This is a genomic window from Dokdonella fugitiva (assembly GCF_014138265.1).
GTDB classification, from domain to species: domain Bacteria; phylum Pseudomonadota; class Gammaproteobacteria; order Xanthomonadales; family Rhodanobacteraceae; genus Dokdonella_A; species Dokdonella_A fugitiva_A.
The window spans coordinates 1172201-1184582 of sequence record NZ_JACGXL010000001.1 but is presented as its reverse complement, the minus strand read 5'-3'; the positions used below and the strand labels follow the sequence as shown (position 1 = coordinate 1184582).

The following is a 12382-nucleotide window of genomic DNA, read 5'->3' as shown; positions in this document are numbered from 1 at the left end:
CTCAGCGGGCGCCGCCGCAGCTGCCCTCGGCGTCCTTGTGGCCGCCACACGAACCCTCGGCGGACTTCTTCTTGTCGCCGCCGCAGGAACCTTCCGCCTTCTTCTTGTCGCCGCCGCACGAACCTTCGGCCTTCTTCTTGTCGCCGCCGCAGGACGCTTCCTTGCCCTTCTTGTTCATCGCGGCATGGTGCGCGTCCATTTCCGCCTTGTCGACGAAACCGTCGCCGTTCGTATCGACGTCCTTGAAGTGCTTCTCGAGGTCGGCCATCTTCGCCGCCTTCGCTTCTTCCATCGACACCTTGCCGTCCTTGTTGGTGTCCATCTTCTCGACGCCGCACTTGCCTTCGCCGCACTTGCCTTCGCCGGCGGCCGCGAGCATGTAGCCCGTCGCAAGGTCGCTGGCCTGGAACGCCGGGCTGGCCGCGGCGAGCTGGCTCAGCGAAAGCGAACCGATGAACGCTGCGCCGATCGCGACGCTGAGGGTGTTGCCGATCTTGCTGGACATTCGAGTGATCTCCGTATGGATGATGGGGCGCATGCCCCTGGTTTGCGCCGAGCGTCCGGCGACTGGCCTCTCTACGTTAATCGCGTTCGCGTTAACGCGGCGTATTCGACCCGCAACGGTCGCTCCCGATGTCACGCTTCGCCGCTGCGGGCGAACGCTTCGTCGATTGCTGCGCTGCAATGTGCCGGTACGCCGATCAAGACCGCGATCGCGGGCGTTTCCTTGCACGACGCCGGCAACGATGCAGCGCAGCACCATCGCCACCGGGTCGCCGCGACAGACCGGGCGTGGTGGCCACTTCTTTCGTCGGCCCACCCAACCATTCGTCAGCGCAACACGCGCACCTGCAATTGCGCCCAGGCGCCACTGTCGGCGAGCGCAGTGATCGTTTGCGGCCCGGTGTGCTCGAACGCATGTTCGAACGCGGCGCCGCCGCGGGTGCTGCCGGCAAGGCGGCCGTTGACGAGCCACTGCACGTCGCCGGCCGCGCCGAGTGCGCGCAGGTGCAGGGTCGCCGGCGTGCTGCTGTTCGGCGCGCGGGCGATCGCCGCGTCCGCGCCGATGCCGTCGATGCGCAGCGGCAAGGTCGCGGCGAGGCCGTCCTCGGCGCAGCCGCGCGCGAGGCCCGGCAGGCTCGCGCGCCGACGCAGGTCGCGCGACAGCCATGGATAGACGAGGGCGGGCCAGCGCGCGACGTCGACCTCGCGCGCGCGCCTGCGCTCGCAGCCGGCGCTGAGGCGTTCGCCGGTCGCGGCGTCGACGCGCACATGCAGCAGGCCGGCGCTCCAGCTCGTCGCATCACGCTCGGCCAGCGTCGGCGGGATCACCCCGTCGAGCACCCACGCGGTGTGCTTCTGGTGGCACAGCTCGGGATGCGCCGGGTCGTAGGCGAGACCGAGCGGCCAGCACACCTCGCGCTCGCTCACGCCCGGCGGCGGCGGCGACGGTGCCGCAGCGACCGCACTGCGCGGCAGGCTGTCGACGATCTGGAACATCAGCGGCAGCGCGGTGACCGCGCCGTACTGGCCCGGCAGCGGCGTGCCGTCGGGGCGGCCGATCCACACCGCGATCGTGTAGGTGCGCGTAGCACCTACCGCCCAGGCGTCACGGAAGCCGTAGCTCGTGCCGGTCTTCCAGGCGACGCGTGGACGCGAGCCGGGATCGAACGTGCCCGGGGCGTAGCCGGGACGCGGATTCGCCTCGAGGATGTCGCGCACGATCCACGCCGCGCCGTCGGACAGGATGCGTCGATCGATCGTCGCGTCGTCGCGGGCGTAGCGCACGCGACCGGCGACGCCGCCGCGATTGAGCGCGGTGTATGCGCCGACGAGGTCCTCCATGCGCACGCCCGCACCGCCGAGGATCACCGACAGGTTCGGCGCGGCACCGCGCGGCAGGCGCAGGTCGAGTCCGGCGTTGGCGAGGCGCGCGGCGAAGCGGATCGGACCGATGCGGTCGACGAGGTCGACCGCAGGCACGTTGAGCGACAGGCGCAGCGCTTCGGCGGCGCCGATCGGGCCGTTGTAGGCGAGATCGAAATTGCCGGGGCGATAGCCGCCGAACGACTGCGGCGCGTCGACGAGCAGGCTCTCCGAATCGATGAGGCCGTCGTCGAGCGCGAGTCCGTAGAGGAACGGCTTCAGGGTCGAACCGGGCGAACGCCATGCACGCACCATGTCGACGTGGCCGAGCCGCTGTTCGTCACCGAACTCCGCCGAGCCGACGTACGCACGCGCCCCGAGCGTCGCATTGTCGACGACGAGCAGCGCAGCCGAAGTGCGCTCGGGCAGGCGTCCGAGGTAGTCGCTCACGCGCGCTTCGAGCGCATGCTGCAGCTCCGCGTCGATCGTCGTCGCGATGCGCCGTTCGCCCGGTCGTTCCGCATGCAGGCGTTCGGCGAGCAGCGCTGCGCTCAGCGGTGGCTGCAGCGCGCGCGCAGCGACCGACTCGACGCGCGCGTCGTGTACTTCGGCGGGCGTCCACACGCCGAGGTCGGCCATCCGCGCGAGCACCTTGTCGCGCGCGACGCGCGCGGCATCCGCGTTGCGGTCCGGGCGCAGCCGGCTCGGCATCTGCGGCAGCACGGCGAGCAACGCGGCTTCCGCGCGCGAGAGGCGCGAGGCGGGTTTGCCGAGGTAGGCCCACGATGCCGCCTCGACGCCTTCGATGGTGCCCCCGAACGGCGCGCGCTCGAGGTAGAGCGCGAGGATCTCGCGCTTGGACAGGTGCGCCTCGAGCTGCAGCGCGCGCGCGATCTGGCGCAACTTGCCGAGCGCGCTGTGCGGCATGCCGTCGAGGATGCGCGCGACCTGCATCGTCAACGTCGAGCCTCCGGAAACCAGCCGGCCGTGCACGATCCACTGCGCGAATGCACGCGCGAGCGCGAACGGATTCACGCCCGGATGGCGCCAGAACCAGCGGTCCTCATAGGTGAGCAGCGCCTCGACGTAGAGCGGCGACACGTCTTCGACCGCGACCGGATAGCGCCAGACGCCGTCGCGGTCGGGAAACGCACGCAGCGGCGTGCCGTCGCGCGCGAGCACCACCGTGCTGCCGCCCAACCCGTCGGGCAGCGGCAGCGGGAACAGGCGGTCGAGCAGGAACACCAGCGTTGCGACCAGCACGACGCATGCCGTGGCGTGGCGCAGGCGCCGTCGCCAGCGGCGGGGTGACGCAGGAGAGGGCGCGGTGCGCGTTCGCATGCGTCAGCGCGTGTGGGCGAGCAGCATGGCGATGACGAGGCAGGCGCCGACGTACGCGGCGAGGCCCGGCAGCGCATGCAGCGCCCGCTCGCGCCCGCCGCTGTCCGCCAGCAATCGCGCCGCCGCGACGCCCGCCGCGGTGTAGCCGATGAGTCCGAAGCGTGTTTCCGCTGCAGCGAAGGCGACCGATGCCGTCGACAGGGAGACCAGCGCGAACAGCATGACCATCGTCGGTCGCTCTTCCGGACGCGACCGGACGCCGCCGAAATAGGACAACGCGAGGAACACCAGCGTGGCGGAAAACGCGAGCACCGCCAGCGAGGGTTCGGCCTCCGCACGCCGGGGATACGTGCGCCACCCCCAGGGGTGCAGCGTGATCCACGCATGCGTGAGCGCGAGCACGGGGCCGTCCGGAATCGTTTCGACGTAGAACGCGAGCGTCTTGCGATCGTTCGACAGTGCCCGATAGGGAGTGGCGTAGTCGACGGCCGAATGGTCGTCTTCGATGACGGTGTCGCGCCGGTAGTCGTCGACGCCGAAGATCCACTGGCGCGCGTAGGAAGCGTCGTTCGGATAGGGGGCCCAACTGTGGAATCGCGCGTGCGAGATGACGAGCTGCGGACCCAGCAGCGCGGCCAGGGCGAGCACGGCAGCGGCGATCGACAAGGATCCGGACGGCGCGCCGGGTGTCCGCCAGCGAAGACCTTCCCAGCGCAAGCAGGCGAGCAGGTACGCCGCGCAGGCGATGATCAGCCACGCCATCGGCAGGCGGATCAGGAACGCGACGCCGCCGCACACGATCGCGAGGGCGCAGCGGCGCGCGAGCGTGGTCCGCGTCGCCAGTAGCAACACGAGCATCGGCAGCACCAGCAGGGCGATCACCGCTTCCTGCATCGGCAGCGGCACCTGGTGCAGGACGAGCGGATTGAAGAATACCGGCAGTGCGATCGTCACGGCGTCGCGCCAGCCGGCGCGACGCACGACGCGCAGCGTCGTCGCGAAGGAACAGAGCGAGTATGCGCAACATAACGACACGCGCATCCACGTCGTTGCGTCCACGCTCGGGAACCACTGTGCGGGCCAGCGCAGGGCGCCGAGGACGAACGGTACGAAGTAGCTGCGGTAGCCGCTGTAGATGTCCGTGTACATCAGGCCTTGCGTGAACAACCGCGATGCGACGTCATCGTAGTAGGACGCATCGCAGCAGAAGCCCATCGAATGGACGAGCCACAACAGGAACGCGAGCTGCGCCACATGCATCGCCAGCAGGACGGTGACCGGCCTGCGCGCCGCCACGGCCGATACCGCTCGCACGGCGGCGGGCGCACCCGCGCCCGCCGCCGCAGCCGCAGCCGCGTCCCTCATGTTCAAGGTTCGACGACTCTCACCGATGCCGGGGTGCTCTTGCCGATGCCGCGCACTTGCGGCATGTACATGTCCTCGACCAGTGGCGGCGGTACCTGGAACGTGCCCGGCGTCACCGCGCGCACGAGGTAGAAGACGTGCGCGGTCTGGCCCTTGCCGAGGTTGAGCGCGGCGACGTAGCGGTCGTCGCGGAACTCCTCGTGGCGCACTTCGGCCGCCTGCGCTCGATCGGTGATCGTGATGCCGTCGACGACGACGTCGGCCCATTGCTTGGCGTCGGTGAGGTTGAAATTCTCGATCTCGAGGCCACCCGGCAGCAGGTCGACCAGCAGCGCGTCTGGCATCGCCTCGCGCGCCTCGAGCTTGAGGCCGACGATGAGGCTGTCGCCTTCCTTGAGCGGGCCCGGTTCCCACGGCTTGCCGTCGAGCGTGTAGAACTGGCGCTGGATCCACACGTAGTGGTCGTCCGGCGCGGGTGCGGTCTTCGGGATGCCGGCGATGTCGGTGCTCACGTACAGCGGCAGGTCGCCCTGCGGCGTGAAGCGCACGCCCGCGGCGAGGTCGGTACCGGCGAACGTGCGGCTCCACAGGCGGTCCGGGCTGATCTCGCTCGTGTTCGCGCCGATCGCGAGCGAACCCGACACGACCTTGTCGCCGTCCTTGATCAGCGTCTTGCCGAGGCGCGCGATCGCGATCTGCTCCTGCGTGCTGAGCCAGAGCCAGCGGTAGCCGTATTTGCGCTGCTGGTCGCTCGCCTGGTGTTCCTCGTTGCCGAGCGAACGCGCGATGTCGAACACGCGGCCGTCGTATTCCGGCTTGGACAGGCCGTAGCGGTGCGCGAGCGCGAGCATGAGCGAGGTGTCGCGCAGGTTCGAGCCGTAGTCGCCGAGGTACCACGGGCGCTCGACCTTCATCGCGAACGCGTCGGCGATCGCCTTCTGCGCACGCGGCTCGTCGCCCATGAGCTTGAGCGCGATCGCGAGGTGCACGAGCGGCAGCGCGGTGACCGACTTGCCCTTGTCGTTGTCGTACAACGCGCGCAACGTGCCGAGCGGCGCGCGGTTCACGCGCGCGAGCACGTAGCCCGAGTACGCCTCGTTGGCGAAGCGCAAGTGGTCGCTGTGCTCGTAGCCGTAGAACGGGTGGCCGCCCGAGAGCAGGTCGTCGTTGAGGCGCTTGAGCGCCTTCTGCAGCATCTCGTCGGGAACGAGGAAGCCGTCGTCGCGCGCGTCCTCGAGGAACTCGACCACGTACGGCGTGATGTACTCGTTGACGTAGCTGTCGCCGCCCCACATCGAGAAGTGGCCCGACGGGATCTGCATCGAGGCGATGCGGCCGATCGCACCGTCGACGCGCTCCTTGCGCTGCTCGGCGGGCAGGCCGTCGGTGTGCAGGTTCTCGGCGGTCTTGTCGTCGAGCAGCAACGCGCCGTACCCCTTGCTGGTGGTCTGCTCGATGCAGCCGTACGGATACTTGAGGAGGTCCTGCAGCGCCGAGGCGAACGGCAGCGGCGGCAGGCTCGACACGGTCAGGCGCGCGGCGACCGAATCGGCGAGCAGGCCGTCGATCGCGTCACCGCCGAGCGTGACCGGGGCGAGCGCGTCGAGTGAACGCGCGCTCGAGCGCATCACGCTCGGCCACGCCGCGCGCACGACCATCTCGAAGTGGCGGTCGATCTTCAGTTCGCCGCTCGACGCCTGCACGGCGATCTTGCCGACGCCGTAGCCGTCGAGCGCGCTGAGCGGGAAATTGAGCGTGGTCTTGGCGCCGTCGGCGAGCTTGACCTTGCGCTCGCCCTTGTCGATCGCGAGCGGCTTCTGCGTCGACACCTTGACCGCGAACTCGCGCTCGCTGCCGGAGAAGTTCTGCAGGTCGAGCGTGAGCGCCGACTTGTCGCCCGGCGCGAGCACGCGCGGCGTCGAGATCTCGGCGACCAAAGGCGCGCGCACGATCGTCTCGGCATCGGCGCCACCGTACTGGTTCTCGCCGAACACCTGCGCCACGACGCGCACCGTGCCGTTGAAGTCGGGCATCTTCAGCGCGACCTTCGCCTCGCCCTTGGCGTCGAGCGCCACGACGCCGGAGAAGAGATCGACGGTCAGCACCTTGGCGGTCGGCCGGCGCGCCTGCGGCAGCGCGCCGAGCGCCATGTCGCCGCCGTAGCGGAGCTTGGCCGTGTTGCCGTCGAAGCTCTCGATCACGCGGCCGTACAGGTCGTACGCGTCGATGCCGAGCGCACGCTGCGCGAAGAACCACGCGTTCGCGTCCGGGCGCGCGAAGCGCGTGATGTTGAGGATGCCGACGTCGACCGCGGAGACGGTCACGTAGGCCTTCTTGCCCGCGAGCGCGGGCGCCTTCACCGCGACCGGCAGGTCGGTCTCGGGCTTCATCTGCTTCGGCGCGTCGACCGCGACGTCGATCTTGCGGTTGGCGCGATCCATCGGCACCCAGGCTTCGCCGACCGCGCGTGCGGGGGTGATCTTGTCGGTCGCCGAACCACCGCGGAACACCAGCGCGGTCACGTAGACGTCGTGGCGCTCGAACTCCTTCGTCACCGGGATCTCGAACACCGCGCCCGGCTGCGCGTCGATGTTCTTCGAATAGATGAGATGGTCCGACTCGACCAGCAGCAGGCCCGGTCCGCCCTGCGGCGGCGTGATCGTGACCTTGAGCGTGTCGCCTTCGTGGTAGTTCGGCTTGTCGAGCGCGAGCTTGACCTTGTCGGGACGCGCTTCCTTGCCGCGGTTGTCGTCGTTCCAGCTCCAGCCCGCGAAGAACGGCAGGCGCGTGGTCAGGCCGGTCGCCGGATCGAGGATCTCGACGCGGTAGTTGCCCCAGTCGACCGGCACGTCGAACTTCGCGACCTTGCCCGCCTCGACGTCGATGTCGCGCTTCTCGCTGTCCTCGTAGCGCTGCACGTATTCGAAGTGCCAGCCGCTGTCCTTGTCGAAGGTCCAGTGGAAATCGCGGTGCTCGCGCACGAGCGTGAGCTTGAGGTGCTGGCCTGCTACGAGGTCGCCCGCCGCGTTGCTGCGGATCAGTTCGAAGCCCGCGCGTCCACGCGCGTCGGAGCCTTCCTTGAGGTCGAACAGCGGGCGCACGCCGACCAGCGCCTCGGCCGGCCATACGGTGCGCTTGAGCGTGCGCGTGACGGTGCGGCCGCCGCTTTCGTAGACGCTGCCCGAGAGCATCGCGGCAATCGGCGTCGCCGGCTTCGCGCCTTCGGGGATCTCGATGTCCTGCTCGAGCTTGCCGTGCTCGTCGAGCGCTTCGTCGACGACGTCCTTCGCTTCCTTGGGCAACTCGACGGTCGGATCGCCGAACCAGAAATCCTTGTGCGCGTCGACCGGATGCTGGTCGGCGGCGACGGTGAGGCGCGCGGTGAAGCGGTTGCCCGCGGCCGGCGCGCCGTAGAGGTAGTCGCCCTCGACCGCGAGCTTGAGCGGCTCGCCGGGTTTGAGCACGGCCTGTTCGCTCGCGAGATCGAGCTTGAGGCGCTCGGGCAGGAATTCCTCGATGCGGAACGTGAGACCCTGCGTGACCTGGCTCGATTTCGGGTCGGTACGGAACTCGACCTGCCAGCGTCCGGTCGGCGCGTCGACCGGGATCTCGCGCGACCATTCGAAGTAGTTGAGGTCCTTCGGTTCGAGCTTCGTCTCGGCGTAGGTGCGGCCGTCCGGCTGCTTGAGCGTGATGAACAGCGGCTGTGGCTTGATCAGGTTGCCGTCGAAGTCGCGCAAGAGCGCCGACAGCGCGATCGTCTCGCCCGGGCGGTACAGGTCGCGGTCGGCCCACGCGAACACGTCGAACCACGCCTGCTTGCGGCCGGCGACCGCGAAGTCGGACAGGTCGAGCGCCGGCTGGTTGAACGGCAGCAGCGAGACGTCGTTGCCGCTCTTCGCGACGAGCACCTGGTCGGCCTTGAGCGTGTAGGCGAGCTGGGCGTTGCCGTTGCCGTCGGTCTTGCCGGCGACGATCGACTCGCCCTTGCCGTCGAGCACGGACAATTCGACGCCCGCGAGCGGCGCGCCGCTCTTCAGCGACGCCGCGTGCACGAACAGTGCTTGCGCGTAAGCGCGCGTGTGCAGGCCGATGTCGCTGACGAAGAAGAAGCTCGTCTCGAACTCCTCGTTGAAGGTGCCGGCGCGCTTCATCACCGCGAAATACAGGCCGGGCTTGGACAGTTCGGAGATCGACTGGATCGGCAGGTAGTTGACCGCGCGCTCGTTGTCCTTGCCGGCGAGCGCGAAGCGGTTCGAGTAGACCGAGTCGGCGATCTGCGTGATCGGCGAGCCCTCGCGGCCCCAGCCGTAGCGCGGATCGAGTTCGTAGGAGCTGCGCTTGCCGTTCTTCTGGTAGGCGGCGAAGAAGTTCGCGACTTCCTCGTCGCGCACGCGCATGAACTCGACGTCGACGTCCTTGACGTTGACCGAGATCACCGGCAGGCCGCGCGTCTCGCGCGCGGGCAGCACGTTGCCCTGCGAGGCGAACGCCGCGTTCGGTTCCATCGGGCCGGTGTAGACGTCCTTGGACAGCTCGCTGCCGAGCGTCTTGCCGTCGGCGGCGGCAAGCTCGCCCTTGATCTTGACCGCGTAGCTCTGGTCGGCCTGGATGAACGGGAAGTGCAGCGTCTTGCCGTCCTCGTCGAGCGACCAGCTGCCCTCCACGGCGGCGCCCTTCGGATCGGTCACGCCGATCAGCGTGTCGAACGCCTGCGTGCCGACCAGCGGCTGGCTGAATTCGAGCGCGAGCGCGAGCTGGCCGTCGTGCTGCTCGGCGCGCGCGGAGGCGAGTGCGAAGCCTTCGGCCTTCGCCGGCTTGGCCGCCTCGGCCGCGATGGGCTTCTTGCCTTGCACTTCCGGCACCTGGTCGGCGGAACGGTTGCAGGCGGCGAGGGTGACGGCGACGAGCAACGCCGTGCCGACGAGTCGCAGGCGCGACGCGGGCGAACGCAGATCCATTGTGGACTCCCCGGGTAGATGGCGCGTGAAGTATACGCGGCCGATTTATGGCGGAAGATTATGGCGGCACCGGGGCGGACGAGGGCGGAACGCGGTCGACGCGGCGCCCGTGCGCGGCAGCGCGCACGCGACGTGTCGCGGTTGGCAGTGCGGCCGTGGACGGCCGCACGGTCGGCCCGCACGCGGCTAGTCGCGGTGCAGCACGCGGCGCGGCGGCGGCGACGCTATGATCGCGGACGCGCCGCCGTTGCGGCGCGGGTCCGGCGCTCGCGCCCGGCCGCGCCGGTTCCACGCATGCCATCGCCGATCACCTACCTCTTCGACGACTTCCGCCTCGACCGCTCCGCGCGCGAACTGCGCCGCGGTGGCGTGCCGGTGACCGTGCCGACGCGGGTATTCGACTGCCTGCTGTACCTGATCGAGAACCGCGAGCGCGCGGTCGGCCGCGACGAGCTCGTCGCGGCGCTGTGGGGCCGCGTCGACGTCTCGGACGCGCAGCTCGGCCAGATCGTGCTGCGCGCGCGCCGCGCGATCGGCGACGACGGCAACGACCAGCACTACATCCGCACGATGCCGAAGTTCGGCTACCGCTGGCTGGCCGAAGTGCGCACGCTGGCGACGCCGGCCGCGGACGGCGCCGACGCGCCGTCGCCCATGCCTGCGACGCCGCCATCGCACGAACCCGAGCCGCGCGAGCAGGCGCCGGTCGAGCCGCCACGCCATGAGGCGCCTCGCAGGCGCTGGTTCGCCGTCGTGGCCGCGCTGCTCGTGTGTGCATTCGGATTCGTCGCCTGGACGCGCTGGCGCTCTCCGCCACCGCCGGCCGAGGCGGCGACGCCGGGCGCGCTCGTGCGTCCGCTCGACGTCACCGCGACGCCGCCGCAGGACTGGTTGCGCCTCGGCGGCATGGACGCGCTCGCGACGCGCCTGCGCGCGGGCGGCCTGCGCGTACCGCCGAGCGAGGCCGTGCTCGCGGCGCTGCACGCGGATGGCGCCGCCGGCGACGACGTGCACCTGCGCGCCGCGACCGGCGTCGACCTGCTCGTCGACGGCGCTGCGACGGTCACGGCGCAAGGGTGGCACGTCGCGCTGCACGCCCGCCCGGCGTACGGCGAACCGATCGCGGTGGAAGCGGACGGACGCGAGGCGCTGTCGACCCTGCGCGCCGCCGGCGACCGCCTGCTCGTGCGCCTCGGCCGCCTCGCACCCGACGAGCCGGGGCCCGACGCGGCGCTCGACGAGACGCTGCAGCGCGCGAACGCGGCGATGCTCGCGAACCAGCTCGAGGTCGCGCGCGCGATCCTGCTGCGCGCGCCGGCGCTCGTGCAGGCGGAACCGCAGCTGCGCTACCGCCTCGCCCAGGTCGATTTCCGCGCCGGCAACCTCGACGCGGTGGCCAAGGCGCTCACCTCGCTGCTCGAGGACGAGCCGGCCGCCAAGGATCCGGCCCTGCGCGCAGGTGCGCTGACCGGACTCGGCACGATCCACCTCAACCGCGGCGACTACGCGCAGTCCGAGCGCGACTTCGCGGCCGCGATCGCCGAAGTCGAAGCCTGGCACCGGCCGCTCGAGCTCGGCCAGGCGTACGGCGGCCGCGGTGCCGCGCGCGCCGCACAGGGCCGCTACGCGGACGCGCTGCAGGATCTCGCGCGCGCGCGGATCGAACTGCAGCAGGCCGGCGATGCGCCGGGGCAGGCGCGCCTCGACATGGTCGCGGGTGAACTCGAGCTGCAACGCGGCCGCATCGACGCGGCACAACCCGCACTCGAGCGCGCCGCCGCCGTGTTCGAGCGCTTCAATGCGGTCAACGAGCAGTTGCACACGCTGTCGATGCTGTTCGCCTGCCGCGAACGCCTGCTCGACCACGCGGGCGCGCTCGTGCTCAGCGACCGCGCCTGGACCTTGCGCGCGCGCGTGCGCGATCCGCAGTTGCGCATGCAGATGCTCGCCGATCGCATCGACGTGCTGTACGCGCTCGGTCGCCTCGCCGAGGCAGGCGTGCTCGTCGGCGAGGCGGCGCAGGAGCCGGCTTCGCGCAATCCCGAATCCGCGCTGCGCATCGCGCGCGTGCGCGCCTCGATGGCGGTCGACGACGGACGCTGGCAGGACGCCGAAGCGATCGCCGCCACCGCGCTCGCGGGCGAGCGCACGCCCGACGTCGCGGCGTTGCGGGCCTGGTTCCATGCGGCGCGCAGCCGCGCGCTCGTCGCGCTCGGTCGCGGCGCGCAAGCGGCATTCGACGCGGAGGCCGTGGCCGGCGACGAGCGCAGCCTCGCCTGGGAGTCGCTCGCGCAGGCGGTGATCGATGCGGCCGCGGGCCGGCGCGAGGCGGCCGATGCTGCGTTCACGCGCGCGCTCGCGCATGCCGACGCCGGCGGCGTCGCCGACGATCTCGTCGCCGCGGTCGATGCGTACGGGCGCTGGCAACTCGCGCTCGGGCGCGATGCCGACGCCCAGGCGACGATCGGCCGCGTGTCGGCGTGGGCCGATCGCGACTACCGCTGCGCGCTGCTGCAGGTCGAGTTGTTCCACCGCCTGCATGCGTCGGCACCGTGGTACGGCGCGCTGGCGCAGGCGGAGCGGCTCGCCGGCGAACGCACGATCCCGACCGCATTGCGTCATCCGCCCGACGCCTGAAGCGCGCGCCGTCGCACGCACGGCGTTCGCTTCGCATTGCGGCCCACCTGCAAGCGGCTGTCCCATCGGGCAAATTTTTTCGTAATGCGAATGCAACGGCTTTCGAGTGTGCGCCCGCGCGCGGCGCGCGATCGTTGCGGCCTTGCTGCCGGCGGGAGCTCCCCGTCGCGATCCGACGCTCGCCGGTGGCTCCTTTGTCGATCCCGGAGGGA

The 12382-nt window shown here is 70.6% G+C and carries 5 protein-coding genes; 1 reads left to right on the top strand and 4 read right to left on the bottom strand.

Features of this window, described 5'->3' with window-relative positions; genetic code table 11:
- Position 1: 1 nt before the first annotated feature.
- From FHW12_RS05450 to FHW12_RS05435, 4 genes are all read right to left on the bottom strand, one after another.
- On the bottom strand, positions 2-763 hold the full coding sequence (locus tag FHW12_RS05450; RefSeq protein ID WP_259392892.1) for an HvfA family oxazolone/thioamide-modified RiPP metallophore: 762 nt from the start codon (positions 761-763) through the stop codon (positions 2-4).
- Between the two features lie 68 nt (positions 764-831).
- Entirely contained in the window at positions 832-3207 is a 2376-nt protein-coding gene (gene pbpC, locus FHW12_RS05445; RefSeq protein WP_182529935.1) for a penicillin-binding protein 1C, read from the bottom strand.
- Positions 3208-3210: 3 nt separating this feature from the next.
- Positions 3211-4503, bottom strand: a complete 1293-nt coding sequence (locus tag FHW12_RS05440; RefSeq protein ID WP_182529934.1) for a hypothetical protein — start codon at positions 4501-4503, stop codon at positions 3211-3213.
- Positions 4504-4574: 71 nt separating this feature from the next.
- Positions 4575-9533 carry an alpha-2-macroglobulin family protein gene (locus tag FHW12_RS05435; protein WP_182529933.1) on the bottom strand — a complete coding sequence of 1653 codons (4959 nt, stop codon included), beginning with the start codon at positions 9531-9533 and terminating at the stop codon, positions 4575-4577.
- Between the two features lie 294 nt (positions 9534-9827).
- On the opposite strand from FHW12_RS05435, the gene FHW12_RS05430 reads away from it, so the two are divergent.
- Positions 9828-12170 carry a winged helix-turn-helix domain-containing protein gene (locus tag FHW12_RS05430; RefSeq protein ID WP_182529932.1) on the top strand — a complete coding sequence of 781 codons (2343 nt, stop codon included), beginning with the start codon at positions 9828-9830 and terminating at the stop codon, positions 12168-12170.
- Positions 12171-12382 lie beyond the last annotated feature (212 nt).

Bases quoted from the DNA above. Each gene is read 5' to 3' on its own strand.
- FHW12_RS05450 (WP_259392892.1), bottom strand. From the start codon at position 763: ATGGTGCTGCGCTGCATCGTTGCCGGCGTCGTGCAAGGAAACGCCCGC.
- pbpC (WP_182529935.1), bottom strand. From the start codon at position 3,207: ATGCGAACGCGCACCGCGCCCTCTCCTGCGTCACCCCGCCGCTGGCGA.
- FHW12_RS05435 (WP_182529933.1), bottom strand. From the start codon at position 9,533: ATGGATCTGCGTTCGCCCGCGTCGCGCCTGCGACTCGTCGGCACGGCG.
- FHW12_RS05430 (WP_182529932.1), top strand. From the start codon at position 9,828: ATGCCATCGCCGATCACCTACCTCTTCGACGACTTCCGCCTCGACCGC.